The 16,653-nt window shown below is 63.0% G+C and carries 14 protein-coding genes; 7 read left to right on the top strand and 7 right to left on the bottom strand.

Features of this window, described 5'->3' with window-relative positions; translation table 11 throughout:
• Positions 1-39: 39 nt before the first annotated feature.
• Genes LB515_RS00495 through LB515_RS00480 form a run of 4 tightly spaced genes read right to left on the bottom strand, consistent with a single transcriptional unit; the run spans position 40 to position 3,262 of the window.
• Positions 40-603 (bottom strand): GNAT family N-acetyltransferase, encoded by a 564-nt coding sequence (locus LB515_RS00495; RefSeq protein ID WP_140843426.1) that lies wholly within the window; start codon positions 601-603, stop codon positions 40-42.
• Positions 603-1,454 carry a 3-mercaptopyruvate sulfurtransferase gene (gene sseA / locus LB515_RS00490; protein ID WP_224706429.1) on the bottom strand — a complete coding sequence of 284 codons (852 nt, stop codon included), beginning with the start codon at positions 1,452-1,454 and terminating at the stop codon, positions 603-605. The genes LB515_RS00495 and sseA overlap by 1 nt, the downstream gene beginning before the upstream one ends.
• 30 nt (positions 1,455-1,484) lie before the next feature.
• Positions 1,485-2,228: an alanyl-tRNA editing protein gene (locus tag LB515_RS00485; protein WP_224706428.1), complete on the bottom strand. Its 744-nt coding sequence runs from the start codon at positions 2,226-2,228 to the stop codon at positions 1,485-1,487.
• On the bottom strand, positions 2,228-3,262 hold the full coding sequence (locus LB515_RS00480) for a cysteine synthase A (RefSeq protein WP_224610718.1): 1,035 nt from the start codon (positions 3,260-3,262) through the stop codon (positions 2,228-2,230). The genes LB515_RS00485 and LB515_RS00480 overlap by 1 nt, the downstream gene beginning before the upstream one ends.
• A 191-nt stretch (positions 3,263-3,453) precedes the next feature.
• Between LB515_RS00480 and LB515_RS00475 the strand changes: the two genes are divergently transcribed.
• Complete coding sequence (locus LB515_RS00475; RefSeq protein ID WP_224706427.1) at positions 3,454-4,302, top strand: SDR family NAD(P)-dependent oxidoreductase; 849 nt, start codon at positions 3,454-3,456, stop codon at positions 4,300-4,302.
• Positions 4,303-4,371: 69 nt separating this feature from the next.
• Entirely contained in the window at positions 4,372-5,361 is a 990-nt protein-coding gene (locus LB515_RS00470) for an alpha/beta hydrolase (protein WP_140843436.1), read from the top strand.
• Positions 5,362-5,548: 187 nt separating this feature from the next.
• On the opposite strand, the gene LB515_RS00465 is transcribed toward LB515_RS00470, so the two are convergent.
• Positions 5,549-6,988: a DEAD/DEAH box helicase gene (locus LB515_RS00465; RefSeq protein WP_224706426.1), complete on the bottom strand. Its 1,440-nt coding sequence runs from the start codon at positions 6,986-6,988 to the stop codon at positions 5,549-5,551.
• A 394-nt stretch (positions 6,989-7,382) separates the two neighbouring features.
• Here LB515_RS00465 and LB515_RS00460 point away from each other — a divergent pair, with 394 nt between their 5' ends.
• Genes LB515_RS00460 through waaF form a run of 3 tightly spaced genes read left to right on the top strand, consistent with a single transcriptional unit; the run spans position 7,383 to position 10,989 of the window.
• Positions 7,383-8,915, top strand: a complete 1,533-nt coding sequence (locus LB515_RS00460; protein ID WP_224608814.1) for an acyl-CoA carboxylase subunit beta — start codon at positions 7,383-7,385, stop codon at positions 8,913-8,915.
• Between the two features lie 52 nt (positions 8,916-8,967).
• Positions 8,968-9,909 (top strand): glycosyltransferase, encoded by a 942-nt coding sequence (locus LB515_RS00455; RefSeq protein WP_224706425.1) that lies wholly within the window; start codon positions 8,968-8,970, stop codon positions 9,907-9,909.
• Between the two features lie 60 nt (positions 9,910-9,969).
• Positions 9,970-10,989, top strand: coding sequence for a lipopolysaccharide heptosyltransferase II (gene waaF, locus LB515_RS00450; protein WP_224628216.1), 1,020 nt, complete (start codon positions 9,970-9,972; stop codon positions 10,987-10,989).
• A gap of 1 nt (position 10,990) precedes the next feature.
• Here the strand turns inward: waaF and LB515_RS00445 are convergent, their stop codons facing one another.
• Both LB515_RS00445 and LB515_RS00440 read right to left on the bottom strand, forming a co-directional pair.
• Complete coding sequence (locus LB515_RS00445; RefSeq protein WP_224706424.1) at positions 10,991-12,991, bottom strand: hypothetical protein; 2,001 nt, start codon at positions 12,989-12,991, stop codon at positions 10,991-10,993.
• Positions 12,988-14,505 (bottom strand): NAD(P)H-hydrate dehydratase, encoded by a 1,518-nt coding sequence (locus LB515_RS00440; protein WP_224706423.1) that lies wholly within the window; start codon positions 14,503-14,505, stop codon positions 12,988-12,990. The genes LB515_RS00445 and LB515_RS00440 overlap by 4 nt, the downstream gene beginning before the upstream one ends.
• A gap of 347 nt (positions 14,506-14,852) precedes the next feature.
• On the opposite strand from LB515_RS00440, the gene LB515_RS00435 reads away from it, so the two are divergent.
• Together LB515_RS00435 and glnA are read left to right on the top strand one after the other, a co-directional pair.
• On the top strand, positions 14,853-15,191 hold the full coding sequence (locus LB515_RS00435) for a P-II family nitrogen regulator (protein WP_018428041.1): 339 nt from the start codon (positions 14,853-14,855) through the stop codon (positions 15,189-15,191).
• 49 nt (positions 15,192-15,240) lie between these two features.
• Entirely contained in the window at positions 15,241-16,650 is a 1,410-nt protein-coding gene (gene glnA / locus LB515_RS00430; protein ID WP_095765489.1) for a type I glutamate--ammonia ligase, read from the top strand.
• The last annotated feature ends 3 nt before the right edge of the window (positions 16,651-16,653 follow it).

The raw sequence follows: 16,653 nt of genomic DNA, 5'->3' as shown, positions 1-16,653 counted from the left end.
TGACTGGCGGAACCGTTTCTCACTAGTCCTGGAATTGCTCTAGTCTCGCATGACGCTGGCCGAGCGCTCGGCGAAGCTCAGCGGATGCACGACCTCTCTCTTCTGCGCCACCGGCGTGAAGCCCAGCTTCTGATAAAGCGGAAGAGCCGCGGGATGGTCGAGCGTGCAGGTCTGCACGGTGACGCGCCTTGGCCCATATGCCCAGGCCGCCGAGATGGCGGCGCCGAGGAACCAGCGACCGATGCCTTGACCATGCGCATGCTCCATCATGCCGAAATAGGCGAGCTCCACCTCGTCAGGCAGATGCGGCTTCAGGTCGAAGAAACCGGCGGGAGCGCCGTCGAGATAGAGCACGCGGATGTCGCGGTCCTCGCGGTGCAAGCCGGCGGCGAGCTCCTCGTCGCTGAGCCTCAGCACATTGACCCAATGCCATTTGCGACCGACGCGATCCATCAAATAGCGGTAGAAATGAAGCGGGATATCTTTCGTCTTCAGCAGCGCGATCTGGCGATTGTAAGGGATCGGCGGCGAAACCGCCGGAGCCGCGTGCATCTCCAGGAATGTGACCGTGACTTCGATATCCTGCAGCGCGCCGTTTTCCATCATTCTTTCCCCGTCACCACTGGTGTGTCGCTGAAACCGCCCCACTCAGTCCAGGATCCATCGTAAAGCCGGTTGTCGGTATGGCCGAGCGTCTCCAGCGCCAGCGTGATCGCCGCCGCCGTGATGCCCGAGCCGCAGGACGTGACAACGGGCTTCGAGAGGTCGATGCCGGCATCCTCGATCACCTTGCGCAGGCGATCCTTCGGCAGCAGCTCGCCATTCTCGGCAAGCGCCGTGACCGGAACATTACGCGCACCCGGCATATGGCCCGAACGGACGCCCGGACGCGGCTCCGGATCGGTTCCGGCAAAGCGGCCGGCCGAGCGCGCGTCGGCGATCTGGCTCTCATGGCTGCCGACGATCCTGCGCATCTCGTCGAGGCCGACAACACGTCCGGCATCGAAATCGGCATAAAAGACACTCGGCGCGATTTTTGTCGGCTCGGCCGTCACAGGTCGCCCCTCGGCCTTCCAGCGATCGATGCCGCCGTTCAGGATGTAGACCTGGAACACGCCCATGACGCGGAACATCCACCAGGCGCGCGGTGCCGAGAACAGGCCGGGCCCGTCATAGACGACGATGGTGTCGTCAGCCGAAACGCCCATGGCGCCGACATATTGGGCGAAGTGCTGCGGCGATGCCAATGTGTGCGGCAGTTTCGAATCCGGATCGGAAACTGCGTCCTGGTCGAGGAAGCGCGCTCCGGGAATGTGGGCGGCATCGTATTCGGCGCGGGCGTCGCGCTTTTGCGCCGGCAGGTACCAGGAGGCGTCGATGATGGTGAGACCCGGCTCGCCAAGTCGCTTTTCCAGCCAATCGGCGTCGACGATGAAGGGACTGTCCTGCGCCATTTTATTCTCCTGCCCCGCCCAGCTTTAACGTCAGTTCGCCGGCATCGGTCCGAATCGGATGCGGAAGCGCCGGTTCTCGCGGCCTTTCTTCTCGATTTTGCCGATATGAATCTCGCCAACCTCGCCGGTCGACCTCACATGCGTTCCGCCGCATGGCTGGCTGTCGATCGAGCCGTCGTCGCCGATGCAGACCAGGCGGATCTTGCCGGTGCCGACCGGTGGGCGGACGTTCTTCGATTTGACCAGGCCGGGATTGGCGGCGAGCTCCTCGTCGGTGATCAGCCGGGTGAAGATCGGATGGTCGGCGCGCACCAGCTCCATCAGCCTCGCCGTCACATCCCCCTTGGTGAAGCCGGCGTCGGGAATGTCGAAGTCGACGCGGCTGTCGTCCTCTGCGACCGCTGCCCCGGTGATTGGGAAAGGGCAAACGACAGTCAGCAGGTGACAGGCGGAGTGCATGCGCATCAGGAGATGCCGCCGCTCCCAGTCGATCAGGAGTTTCAGCTTTTCGCCGACCGCGGGCAGCGCCTGCTCCGGCGCCGGCACATGGACGATCTCGTCCTTAGTCTCGCCGGTGATGGTGGCGGCGATCGCGATGCGGCCGCCATCGGCGCGTTCAAATATCCCGGTGTCGCCCGGCTGCCCACCGGACGTTGCATAAAAGACTGTCCGATCGAGAAGGATGCCGCCACGATCGTTGATCGCGACGACCTCGGCCTCCGCCGTCTTCTGATAGGCGTCGTCGCGAAACTGCGCCTCGGTTTTGTACGCCATCATGCCACCTTTTCGAACGGCACTGAAATATCGGCTTTTTCTTCCATCCAGCCCGGCACCGGAAGATTCTTGCCGCGCAGGAACTCCGGATTGAAGAGCTTGGCCTGGTAACGCGTGCCGTAGTCGGCCAGGATCGTCACGATGGTGTGGCCGGGTCCGAGCTCGCGCGCCAGCCGGACGGCGCCGGCGATGTTGATGCCCGTCGAGCCGCCGACGCAGAGCCCCTCTTCCTGGATCAGGTCGAAAATGATGGGCAACGCTTCCTCGTCCGGGATCTGGTAGGAGAAATCCGGCGTGAAGTCTTCCAGATTGGCGGTGATGCGGCCCTGGCCGATACCTTCGGTGATCGAGCTGCCATCGGATTTCAGCTCGCCGCTGGTGTAGAAACTGTAGAGGGCGGCACCCAGCGGGTCGGCGAGCGCGATCTTGACGTCCTTGCTCTTGGCCTTGAGCCCGAGCGCGACACCCGCAAGCGTGCCGCCGGAGCCGACGGCCGAGACGAAGCCATCGATCTTGCCGCCGGTCTGGGCCCATATCTCCTGGGCAGTCGTACGGACATGGCCGTCGCGGTTGGCGACATTGTCGAACTGGTTGGCCCAGATCGCGCCGTTCGGCTCCGAGCGCGCCAGTTGCTCGGCAAGGCGGCCGGACAGTTTTATGTAATTGTTGGCGTTTTTGTAGGGCACCGCCGGCACTTCGATCAGCTCCGCGCCCAGGATCTTGATCGTGTCCTTCTTTTCCTGGCTCTGCGTGTCGGGGATGACGATGACGGTGCGGTAGCCAAGCGCCTTGGCGACCAACGTCAACCCGATGCCGGTGTTGCCGGCAGTACCTTCGACGATCAGCCCCCCGGGCTTGAGCAGGCCGCGCTGCTCGGCATCGCGGATGATGAACAGGCCGGCCCGATCCTTCACCGACTGCCCCGGATTCATGAACTCGGCCTTGCCGAGGATCTCACAGCCGGTCGCTTCCGAAGCCTTGTTGAGCCGGATCAGGGGCGTGTTGCCGATCGCTTCGATCACAGAACGGGGCATGCGGGATTCCTTTATGTGTGCGGCGAGACCCTAAAAACCGGACGCCCCGGTTTCAAGGTAAGATTTTGTCTGGTCCAGTCGCATTCTGGACGCTGCAATGCTTGCGATCATTTCAACGCCAAGCGCAAAAGCGCTCTTTTCATTCGATTTCTTCGCCGCTACAGCAAGCCCGAACATTCGCAGGACATCGCATGACACTCTACCGGGCCAATCCGAAGGATGGTGTCGCTTGGATCACGGGCGGCAGCAGCGGGCTTGGCCGCGCGTTGGCCAAGGATCTTGCCAATCAAGGCTATGCCGTCGCGGTGACCTCTCTGCCCGAAGATCCGGCCGACACGCTGGTCGTCGAAACGGCGCAAATGTCCGGACATGTGAAATCCTTTCCCTGCGACGTCACCGACGAGCAGGGCATGGCGCGTACGGCCGCCGCAATCGAGGAGCAGATGGGGCCCATCGTGCTTGCTGTCTTCAACGCCGGCAACTACATCGCCACCCCCGGCGAGAATCTGGTTGTGCGCGATTTCCACCGCTCCTTCGCCGTGAACTATTTCGGCATCGTCAACGGCGTGGTGCCTGTCGTCGAGCATATGCGCGTGCGCGGACGCGGCCATATCGTTCTGGTGGGATCGGTCACCGCTTATTCGGGCTGGCCGACCACGGCGGCCTATGGCGGCACCAAGGCCGCGATCAACATCCTGGCGGAGTCGCTGAAATACGATTTCGACAAGATGAATATCCGCATCCAGGTCATCAACCCGGGCTTCGTCGACACGCCGCTGACGGAAAAGAACAGGCTGCCGATGCCGGGCCTCATGCCTGTGCATCGCGCGTCGCGCCGCATGGCTCGCGGCATCCGGAAGGGCGGCTTCGAAGTCACCTTCCCGTACCACATAAGCTTGCCGTTGAAGGTGCTCGGCCTGCTGCCGCGGCCGATCGGCCGCTTCGTCATCGGGCTCACCACCCACTGGTGGGGACGGCCATTGCATTTCGATCGCAGGCTGCCTGGCGACAAGAACCCATCCCGCGACAACGCGGCATAAACCGGCGAAACGGCGATTGCCTGCCGGCGGGTACGGCCATAGGTTGAGAATCATTGCTTGGAGACTTTAATGGGGCGGCGGATCGTGCTGGCGGTGCTTGGCCTTGCAGTCGTCCTGATAGCCGTTTTCTTCCTCGGTCCACGCGTGCCGGTCGACACCACAATCCGGTTCAATCCGTCGACGATCGGCGACGATCCACAGGCCTATCTGGCGCGCGAAGAGGCTGCCGTGCCCAACATCCGCGACGGCCTCGACAAGGAGATCATCTGGGCGAACCCGATGGTCCATGCCAAGACGCCCTTGGCCATCGTCTATATCCATGGCTTTTCCGCCTCGAAGGGCGAGGTCCGCCCCTTGCCGGACGACATTGCGAATGAATTGGAGGCCAACCTCTTCTACACGCGCCTGACCGGCCACGGCCAGGACGGCGGGGCCATGGCGCAAGGCAGCGTCAATGCCTGGATCAACGACTATGAGGAAGCTTTGGCCATCGGCCGTGCCATCGGTGACAAGGTGATCGTCATCGGGACCTCGACCGGCGGCTCGCTGGCGGCATGGGCTGCAACCCGGCCGGATGCATCGGACGGTGTCGCTGCTATCGCATTCATATCGCCGAATTTCGGCGTCAAGGCCTCCGGCGCCGAGGTTCTCACACTGCCCTGGGGCCGGCAGATCGCCGAGCTTGTCGGTGGCAAGGAGCGCAGTTTCCCTGCCCGCAACGCGCTGCACGAGAAATTCTGGACCACCAAATATCCCATGAGGTCGGTGCTGCCGATGGCGGCGCTCACCAATCTCGCCTATGAGGCGCCGGTCGAGAAGGCGAAAATCCCTGCCCTGTTCATCTTCTCGGATTCCGACAAGGTGGTGCGGCCCGACCGGACGCGCGAGATAGCTGGGCGCTGGGGTGCGCCGCATGAGCTGGTGCCGGTCGACGACACCGGCGATCCGGACAATCACGTCATCGCCGGCGATGTGCTGTCGCCGCAGACCACAGCCTTCCTCACCCAGCGTATCGTGGTGTGGGTGAAGGCGTTGATGCAGCAGCAATCAGGCCAGTGAAATCAGGCCAGTGAAATGGAAAACGGGCCGAAGCATCGCTCCGGCCGTTCCTGTTCGCGTGGTTCTGCTAGAGCATGATGCCGAAAAGTGTGGAGCGGTTTTCGGACGACATCATGCTCTATGTCTTTGATTTAGAGCCGGATTCAGATTTCAGCTCGACTCGACCTGAAATCATCCGGCTCTAGGCTCAGGCGGCCCGGTTCGCCGGACGCTTGCCGCCAAAGCGGCGCTTGTTGTTGCCCTTGAAGCGCTTGAAGCCGTCGGGCTTGCTCGAGCCATTCGGCTTGGCCGCGGCCAGGCGTTCGCCCTGCGGCTTCGGAGCGCGCTCGCCATGAGGCTTGCCGCCGAAACGCTTGTTGTCGCCACCGTTGCCCGGGCGGCGGCCATCGCGACGGGCGCCGTGATGCTCGCGGTCATTGGCCGGTTCGAAATGACGGTCGGTCTTTTCCCTGGGGTCGCGCTGCGGATCCGGGCTGCCGAGATGGTCGGCGACGACCGGCAGCTTCATGCGGATGATGCGCTCGACCTGCCGCAGCTTGGCGTTTTCCGAAGGATCGCACAGCGTGATCGCAATACCGTCCCTGCCGTTGCGGCCGGTGCGGCCGATACGATGGACATAGCTCTCCGCTTCGTCGGGCAAGTCGAAATTCACGACATGGCTGATGCCGGGCACGTCGATGCCGCGCGCCGCGATATCGGTCGCGACCAGGATGCGAACCGAGCCGTCGCGGAAATCGTTGAGCGCCTTCTGGCGCGCGTTCTGCGACTTGTTGCCGTGGATCACGGCCGCCTCGAAACCGTCACGGGCAAGGTCCTTGGTGACGCGGTCGGCACCATGCTTGGTGCGCGAGAACACGATCACCGAACGCATCGCCTCGTCGGCCAGCATCTTTGACAGCACCTGGCGCTTCTGCTTGGTGCGGGCGAGCACCAAGCTCTGCACGATCTCGACCGCGGCGGTGCTTTGCGGCGAGACTTCGATACGGACGGGGTTCTTCAGCAAGCCTTTGGCAAGCTCCGCGATTTCATCGGGCATGGTGGCCGAGAACAGTGCGGTCTGGCGGTCCGGCGCAGTCGCCTTGGCGATACGCTTGACGTCGTTGATGAAGCCCATGTCGAGCATGCGGTCGCCCTCGTCGAGCACCAGCCATTTGGTGTCGGCAAGGATGAGGTCGCCCTCACGCACCAGGTCGGTCAGGCGGCCGGGCGTGGCGATCAGAATGTCGACGCCGGGCGCAACCTTCTTCACCTGGCTGAAGCGCGAGACGCCGCCAAGCACCAGCGCGGTCGAGACATGCGCACCCTTGGCGAGGATCTTGATGGTGTCCTCGATCTGCACGGCTAGCTCGCGCGTCGGCGCCAGGATGAGCGCCCGCGTCGTCTTCGGCCGGCGCTTGGTGCCGAGGCCGATGATCTTCGAGAGAATCGGCAGCGCGAAGGCCGCCGTCTTGCCCGAGCCGGTCTGGGCGATACCGAAAATATCGCGCCCCTCGAGCTGCGGCGGGATCGCCTGCATCTGGATCGGCTTCGGATCGGTGAAGCCGGCGGCATGGGTCGCCTTGAGCAGCGCGCCGGAAATCCCAAGTGCCGCGAAACCGTTCAGTTCCGCTGTGTTTTCGTTGGTCAAAATAATCTTCTTTCACGCGGCCTTGTGGCCGCAAACATCAATGGCGGCAAGGCGCAACCTGCCGTCGGATAAATTGTCATGGAACGACAAGGCGGCGGACGGTTCCGTCCGCGCGGCTGCGCTGTCGTGCCCGCAAGCATCATGCCTCGGGGCTTTTTCGCCAGCTTGCCGATCGACCAGGGCCGATTTGCCGGAAAGAGGGAAAACAGACGCAACCAGTCTCATTCGTCGAGAAGGCCGGATGATTCCCGGCCCAAGCGCCTATGCCGCTGCATATGGCTGAGTTTGTCCCGAAATGCAAGGGCGTCATGTTGCGGTGCAGCAAAACAGGGGTTCTTGCGCTCCCCTGCCGGCGCGATTACCACAAATTATCTATTGGTTTTGAGGACTAGCAATGAAAGACGTGCTGAAGGAACTCGAGCGTCGCCGCGAGATTGCCCGCATGGGCGGCGGCAAGGACCGCATCGAGGCGCAGCACAAGAAGGGCAAGCTCACTGCGCGCGAGCGTATCGAGATATTCCTCGACGAGGGCTCGTTCGAAGAGTTCGACATGTATGTCGAGCATCGTTCGACCGATTTCGGCATGGAGAAGACCAAGATCGCCGGCGATGGCGTCGTCACCGGCTGGGGCACCGTCAATGGGCGCCCGGTCTATATCTTTGCCAAGGATTTCACCGTGTTCGGCGGCTCGCTGTCGGAAGCGCATGCCGAAAAGGTCATCAAGGTCCAGGAGATGGCGCTGCGCAATCGCGCGCCGATCATCGGCCTCTACGACGCCGGCGGCGCGCGTATCCAGGAGGGCGTGGCGGCGCTTGGCGGCTATGCCGAGATATTCCAGCGCAATGTGCTGGCATCCGGCGTCATCCCGCAAATCTCGCTGATCATGGGTCCCTGCGCCGGCGGCGACGTCTACTCGCCCGCCATGACCGATTTCATCTTCATGGTGCGCGACACCTCCTACATGTTCGTCACCGGACCGGACGTGGTGAAGACCGTGACCAACGAGACGGTGACCGCGGAAAGCCTCGGCGGCGCAAGCGTGCACACCACCAAATCCTCCATCGCCGATGGCGCCTATGACAATGACGTCGAGGCGCTGCTGCAAATGCGCCGGCTGGTCGATCTTTTGCCAGCGTCGAACACAGCCGAGATTCCCGAGATAGAGTGCTACCAGTCGGTGACGGATCACGACCTGTCGCTCGACCGGCTGATCCCCGACAATGCCAACAAGCCCTACGACATCAAGGAACTGATCCTGAAGGTCGCGGACGAAGGCGATTTCTTCGAGATCCAGCAGAGTTTCGCCAAGAACATCGTCACCGGCTTCGGCCGCGTCGAGGGCCGCACGGTCGGTTTCGTCGCCAACCAGCCGATGGTGCTGGCCGGCGTGCTCGATTCCGACGCCAGCCGCAAGGCCGCGCGCTTCGTGCGCTTCTGCGATTGTTTTTCAATTCCCATCGTCACCTTCGTCGACGTGCCAGGCTTCCTGCCGGGCACCGCGCAGGAATATGGCGGGCTAATTAAGCATGGCGCCAAACTGCTCTTCGCCTATGCCGAGGCGACCGTGCCGAAGATCACCGTCATCACCCGCAAGGCTTATGGCGGGGCTTATGACGTGATGGCCTCGAAGCATCTGCGCGGCGACATGAATTATGCCTGGCCGACGGCGCAGATCGCGGTGATGGGCGCCAGGGGCGCGGTCGAGATCATCTATCGCAAGGACATCGGCGATCCGGAGAAAATCGCCGCTCATACAAAGACTTACGAGGACCGCTTCCTGTCGCCTTTCGTCGCCGCCGAACGCGGCTATGTCGACGAGGTGATCATGCCACACTCGACCCGGCGTCGCATCGCGCGGGCGCTGCGCATGCTGCGCAACAAGGATATGCAGAACCCCTGGAAGAAGCACGACAACATTCCTTTGTGAAAGACCTCCCGCCAGCCGAAAGGACAACCGCTAACATGAGCGCGGATACGAAATGCGAATAACACTTGCGGCCCAGGGCCTTATTCCGTGCAAAGGCTATGGCGGCATCCAGCGGCAGGTCGGATGGCTGACCACGGAAATGGTCAAGATGGGGCATCAGGTGACATTGATCGCCGGCCCGGGATCGTCGCATCCGATGTGCGAGGTCCGCCACGCAGTGACCAATGACGAATGCCGCGCGGCTGTGCCCAGGGACACCGAGATCGTCCATCTCCACGCCTGGAAGGTCGAAGTTCCTTTTCCGACGCTCAATACCGAGCGCGGCCATCTGCCGGATTATCCGCGGCCGCAGCCGAACTGGAGCTTCATCAGCGCCCGCCATGCCGAGCTGCATGGGCGCAAGACCTTCGTCTACAATGGCTTTCCGGTGGATGCCTATCGCCTGGCAGCGACGAAGAACGACCATCTATTCTTCATGGCGGCCATCGCGCGGGCCGGAAAGGGCCTTAACCGGGCGGTGGACCTGGCGAAAAAGTACGATTTCAAGCTCGATATCGCCGGCGGCTCGCGCTGGAAGCTGCTTGGCCGCAGCAAGACGCGACGCGAGGGCGTGTTCTTCAAGAGCCTGTCGCCGCGCTTCCGCTATCACGGCATGGTCGACGGCGAACCGAAGGTGCGATTGCTGGGCGAGACCAAAGCCTTTCTGAATCCGATTTCCTGGGAGGAGCCTTTCGGCAACGCGCCGGTCGAATCCATGCTGTGCGGCACGCCGGTCTTGACCACGGCACGCGGCGCGCTGCCCGAAACTGTCGATGCCGATACCGGCCGTTTCTTCGACACGGATGAGGAGTTCGCGCGCGGTTTCGGTGAAATCGACGGTTTGCCGGCGCAAAGATGCCGCGAATCCGCGGCAGACCGGTTCCCGATCCAAAAGGCCGCAAAAGCCTATATCGAGCTCTACCACCGTATTCTTGATGGCGAAGCGCTTCCATGAGACATCACGCAGGTGTTTCTTAGCAGCGCTGACCGTTCCGGACCGAAAGAGTATCGCGCATTGCGCCCCATCCTGATCTTCTGCCTGCCGGCGATCGGTGATTTCATCCGCTGCCACTCGGCCATCCGGATCATCGCCGAGAGATTCCCGGGGCAGCCGATCGACATCATCACTTCAAGGGTCGCCGCGCCGCTGGCGCGGCTGATGCCGCATGTTCGCAAGGCCTGGATAGCCGAGAAGCACTGGAAGCCAGGGCTGAAAGAGCGGGCTGGTCTGGCACGCGAAATCCGCCGGGAGAATTACCAGGCGGCCTATATGCTCACCAGCAGCACCAAGGCTTGCCTGGTGCCATGGCTGGCCGGAATACCGGAGCGCATCGGCTATCCGCGCGAGTTCCAGTTCGGCATCGTCAACCGGCTGCCCGCCGGTTGGCTGAAATCAATGCTTGCATTCGGCCCGCGCAAGACGCGGGTGGCAGACCAGGTTTGCGCAATCGCGCGTCTCGGCAAAAGGCCAGCCGAGGACGGACCATTGCCGGCTCCGCAGCTGGTTGTTTCCGCCGAAGAGCTTGCCGGTTGGCGTCGGCGCAACGGGATCGATCCGGCGAAGCCGGCGATTGCCCTCTACACGTCGGACTTTGCCAACAAGCGCTCATGGCCGATGGAGCGCTTCGTCTCGATCGCGCGCGACCATGTTGCCCGCGGCTGGTCGGTTTGGCTGATCGGCGGGCCGCGCGAGCGGCAGGCTGCGGCGGAAATCAGGGCTTGTTTGCCCGAGGCGCTGGATTTTACCTCGACGCCCGATATTGCAGAAGCCATGTGCCAGATCGCGGCCTCAACCATTTTTCTCGGAGTCGATGGCGGCATCTCCCACGCTGCTGGGGCGCTGGGCGGCCCTTGTGTGCTCATATACGGTTTGAACCGAGCCTATATGCACGGTCCGGTGAACGAACAGGTGATTTTTCTCGAGCCGCCGATTTCGACGCCAGGCTGGGTGGAGAACACGCGCGCAGTGTCCGAGGACAGGGTTCGCGAGGCGCTTGCGGCGGCGATCCGAAAAAACGCGCCGCAATTCACCTGACCTATTCCTCGGCTGCCGCCCCGAAACCCGCGCCCATGCTCGCGCGCGCCGTGGTCGCCCAAGGCGTAGCATGATTGTCGATGCGCATCTGGAAGATGAAATAGGTCGGCGAGCAGAAGCCGATGCCCTTGACCCTGGCGGCGCCCGGTGTGTCCGGCGGCAGCGACTGGCACATATAATCCTCGCGGCAGAAATGGTCAGCCGAGCAGGCTGGGCGGTTACCGCGGTTGACCGAGCCGCCGAGACACTGGCCGAAATTGTTGGTGGCCACGCAGGTGTCGAACTTCTTGCCGCCGACTAAGCCGCAGATCTCGCTCGGCATCGGCTTGCCGGGCTTGAAAGTGGAGAAGGCGCGATCCTTGTCGTCGCAGGCGCGATACGCGAAGCCTCCCGGAACGCCGATCTTCGGCGGCCGGCAGGTATAGGCAGTGCGCGAGATCGCCGGCGCGAAAGCAGCGAATTGGCCGGTGATCTTGTAGCGATCGTTGAACGGCTGGGCGCTGTTGCTCTCGATCGAGCCAGTCAGGCAAGGATGGCCGGAAAACATCGCAGGGCTCTCCTTGGGCAGCAGGCATTGCGCCAATTTGGTCCTCACGCCCGATGCGGTCGCGATCGGCGTGCAGACCGTGCCGGCGCCGCATTGCCAGGTGCCGCCAAAGCGGCTTGCGTCATCCGGCATCAGGCATGGCATTGCCGTTTCGGCCGGCGCATAGGCGGGCTCGCCCGCATCCTTCCAGGCGGCGGGCGGCGCGAAGGAGAGCGGACGAAAACGATTGGGCTCCCTGGCTTCAGCCGTCGCCTTGAGCCACGCCTCGCGGCGCGCAATCTCGGCATGGAGATGTGGCGAGATGCCGACTTCGATACGGTTGAGCGGCGAGGTCGTGGCGTCGTCGAGACCGATGAAATGGAAGCCGGCGGTCGAGCCCGCCTGATGGCAACCCTGGCAGGCGCCGTTGTCGAGCCGCTCGATCAAAGCGTCCGGCGTGCGCGCCAAGGTAAACTTCGAATAGTCGAGCCCGGCGAACTCCTGTGGGTCGAACAGCGGCGTGAACGGATGATTGGCTTGCCTTGCGCTGCCGAAGGTCGACCAGGAGACGACTTTTCGGGCGAGGAATTCGTCCGGGATTTCGTAGACGCCGAGATCGACCGCAGCGGCATTGACGCGGACATAGTCGGCAAGCCGCGCTTTCAGATCGGCGTCCTCGGCAAGCCGGGCTGTGTCCGGCGTATTTTCCAGCGGTTTTTCGCCGACCCTCGAACCATCGATGCTGAAGATGCGCATCAGGTAAGCGGCCTGCCCGCCGAACTCGGTTTCTTGGCCGGAAGGAAAGCGCACCACCTGCGCGTTGAGCTCGAGTTGCTTGAAGGACAGCGAGGCCTTTTCGAGCGGCCCGCCGGTCAGCCAGCCGGCATCGACCGTTTCGTCGAGCTGCGGCGTCCAGCGGCCGGCAGCGCCCACACAGCCGCCGTCGGCATCTTGAGCGACGCGGTATATGGCGCTGAAGTTGAACGGCAGGCGCGAGGCCAGTTGCTTGCCGTTCTTCCTGAAGCTGTAGGCCAGGCGATAGATGAACCGCACCTCGCCGCAGCTCGTCTCGTTGCCAAGTGTTGCGAAATCGCGTCGGTCGAGCCGGTTGACGACGCCGACAAGGCGGAAGCGCGCCGCGTTCGTCTTCAGCCAGCGCATGTCGATGATGCGGCCGACATTGCCGTCGGTCACTTCGTAGAGAGTACGGCCGTCGGCCTTCATCTCGGTGCGCAACGCGGCGACATCGCCGGCCACTGTGTCGACGATGGCGTGATAGGTTGGTGCCTCATCATAGAGGGATTTCAGATCGTCGCTGCCGTCGACGCCGAAGAGGTCGGCGAAGCCATATCCCCCGGCATCTAGTGCGGCGAGCACGCGTGGGTCGTCGATGATGGCAACCGGATGATCGGTGGCGCGCGCCGGCTGGGCAATGAAAGCGGCCAGGACGGCAACAAGCAGCCCCAGCCGCTTCATAGGACAGCGCTCTGCGCCAGTTCGCGAAGAACCGGCACCATGGCCAGAGGCAGGTCTTCCGCAATCAAACCCGGCCCAAAGCGGCTGCCGGCTTCGGCATGGATCCAGACCGCGGCGCAAGCCGCTTCGAAGGCCGGCATGCCTTGCGCCAGGAGCCCGGCAATGATACCCGCCAGCACGTCGCCCGACCCGGCGGTGGCGAGCCATGGGGCGCCATTGCTATTGATCGCGGCGCGGCCCTCCGGCGAGGCGATCACGCTGTCGGCGCCCTTGTAGACGATCACGGCGTTGGCGCGTTGCGCGGCTTCGCGTGCCTTGGCCAGCTTCGACAAGGCCTTGTTGCCGGCAATGTCGGCAAACAACCTGCCGAACTCACCTTCATGCGGCGTCATGATCAACGCCGGCGCGTCCGGTCTGGCGGCCGCCTCGAACAGCGTCGAGGCCGCATTGCGGAAAGAGGTGATGCCGTCGGCGTCGAGCACGAGACCCTCAACGCCGCCGTCCTGCCGGTTTTTGGCGAGCACGGCGAGCGCGAAATCGCGCGCCTTGTCACCGATGCCGAAGGCGGGGCCGAGAACGAAGGCGGACGGCCGGCGATCGCCGATAAGATCATGCACATCCTCGATCGCGTCGACCTTGCGCAGCATGATCGAGGTCAGATGCGCTGCGTTGACCTGCATGGCGTTAGCCGGCGACAGCACGGTGACGGCCCCTGCCCCGCTTCTTGCGGCCGCAAGCGCTGCGAGGCGCGCCGCACCCGTCGCGGATGGTCCGCCTGAAAAGACGCTTGCATGGCCGCGCTTGTATTTGTGCGTGTCGAGGGCGGGCGCGGGAAAGCTTGCGATCCAGAGCCCGGGGCGATTCTCAAAGGCCCGCGGCGCGACCTCGTCGATGATCTCGTCACGAATGCCGATGTCGGCCAACACGATCTCGCCGCATCGCTCGCGGCCAGGCAGCAGCAGATGCCCAGGCTTCTTTCGTGCGAAGGTCACCGTGAGAGCCGCGCCAAATGCCGAACCGAGGATTTCGCCGCTTTCGCCTGAAACGCCCGAAGGCAGGTCGATCGCGACAACCGGCAGGTTCATGCCCGTCGCGGTGTCGACCGCGCCTCTGGCGTCGCCGGCGAGAGGCTTCGACAGGCCCGCACCATAGATGGCGTCGACAACCAGCGAGCCGGCTTCCGCGGTGAAGGCAGAAAGCGGGTGCCGCTCCAGAGCGCAATCAGCCGCCGCAAGCGCGGCGTCGCTGCCTGCCCGCGGTTTGCCCGATGTCCACAGGGCCACATCGACGCCGGCCTCGGCCAGCAGTCGCGCCACGACATAGCCGTCGCCGCCATTGTTGCCGGGACCGCACAGCACATGCACCTTCTTCGCGCCAGGATAGCGCGCCAGCACGACGGCAGCGACCGCCTCGCCGGCGCGTAGCATCAAGCGATACCCGTCGAGCGGCCCGGCCGCGATTGTCAGCCTGTCGGCCTCGGCCATTTCGGCCGGCGATAGAAGTTCATTGCGCATGGGATTGCCGATCTCCATGCGATCAAGCATTGTCCAGTTTTTGGTTCGAAGCAAACCTGCGATTGCGGCATTGTCTCGCAAATGCGGTCGCGTCCGGGAGGGGTTCAGCCTGCAAATTGCGCTGTCTGCCCATTTTTTGCGCAGGCGCGAGGAGGAGCGATGTATACGGTTTGGGCGTCCATGACGCATCCGGTGCAGCCGATGACGCGAATTTGCATCCGGACGCGGCATGGGCGCGAAAACGCCCCTCACCGTCTGCGCTCCTCAGGATTGGCACGCTTCGTGCTTGATGAAGGCGCAAGCGGGGCACACAACCCGTCTTCTTGGCAGTGGAGGCCACTTTTTACATGAAAAAGATCGAAGCGATCATCAAGCCATTCAAGCTGGACGAAGTGAAGGAAGCGCTTCAGGAGGCCGGACTGCAAGGCATCACCGTCACCGAAGCCAAGGGTTTCGGCCGTCAGAAGGGCCATACCGAGCTCTATCGCGGCGCCGAATATGTCGTCGATTTCCTGCCCAAGGTGAAGATCGAGGTGGTGCTTGGCGACGAGGCTGTCGAAGGCGCCATCGAGGCCATCCGCAAGGCGGCGCAGACCGGCCGCATCGGCGATGGAAAAATCTTCGTCTCCAACATAGAGGAAGTCGTGCGCATCCGCACGGGCGAGACCGGCATCGACGCCATCTGACCAAACCTACAATCCATTTCCGGACGTCATCACACAGGGAAGAAATGACATGACGACAGCCAAAGACATCATGAAGCAGATCAAGGACAACGACGTGAAATTCGTCGACCTGCGCTTCACCGATCCGCGGGGCAAGCTGCAGCATGTGACGATGGATGTCGTCGAGGTGGAGGAAGACATGTTCGCCGACGGCGTCATGTTCGACGGCTCCTCGATCGCCGGCTGGAAGGCTATCAACGAGTCCGACATGGTGCTGATGCCGGACACGGATACCGTCCATATGGATCCGTTCTTCGCCCAGTCGACCATGGTCATCCTGTGCGACATCCTCGATCCGATTTCGGGCGAGGCTTACAATCGCGATCCGCGCGGCACCGCCAAGAAGGCCGAGGCCTACATGAAGGCGGAAGGCATCGGCGACACCATCTATGTCGGTCCCGAGGCCGAGTTCTTCGTGTTCGACGACGTCAAGTACAAGGCCGATCCCTACAACACCGGCTTCCGTCTCGACTCGACCGAACTGCCCTCCAACGACGACACCGACTACGAGACCGGCAATCTCGGCCACCGTCCGCGCATCAAGGGGGGCTATTTCCCGGTGCCGCCGATCGATTCCTGCCAGGACATGCGTTCCGAGATGCTGACCGTGCTCGCCGAAATGGGTGTGCGCGTCGAAAAGCACCACCACGAGGTCGCCGCCGCGCAGCACGAGCTCGGCATCAAGTTCGACACGCTGGTGCGCAACGCCGACAAGATGCTGATCTACAAGTATGTCGTGCACCAGGTCGCCAACGCCTACGGGAAGACAGCCACCTTCATGCCGAAGCCGGTGTTCGGCGACAATGGCTCGGGCATGCACGTCCACCAGTCGATCTGGAAGGGCGGCAAGCCGACCTTCGCCGGCAACGAATATGCCGGCCTGTCGGAGAGCTGCCTCTATTACATCGGCGGCATCATCAAGCACGCCAAGGCGATTAACGCCTTCACCAACCCGCTGACCAACTCCTATAAGCGTCTGGTGCCGGGCTATGAGGCACCGGTGCTGCTCGCCTATTCGGCGCGGAACCGCTCAGCTTCCTGCCGCATTCCGTTCGGCAACTCGCCGAAGTCGAAGCGCGTCGAGGTCCGCTTCCCCGATCCGGGCGCGAACCCCTATCTCGGTTTCGCCGCCATGCTGATGGCCGGCCTCGATGGCATCAAGAACAAGATCCACCCCGGACAGCCGATGGACAAGGATCTCTACGACCTGCCGCCGAAGGAGCTGAAGAAGATCCCGACCGTCTGCGGCTCGCTGCGCGAAGCGCTGCAGAACCTCGACAAGGACCGCGGCTTCCTCAAGGCCGGCGGCGTCTTCGACGACGATCAGATCGACAGCTATATCGAGCTCAAGATGGCCGAGGTCATGCGCTTCGAAATGACCCCGCACCCGGTCGAGTACGACATGTACTATTCGGTCTAAACT

This window comes from Mesorhizobium sp. CA15, assembly GCF_020165215.1.
GTDB lineage: Bacteria > Pseudomonadota > Alphaproteobacteria > Rhizobiales > Rhizobiaceae > Mesorhizobium.
Note: the sequence above shows the minus strand (reverse complement) of the source record. Positions and strands in the feature narration are given on the sequence as shown.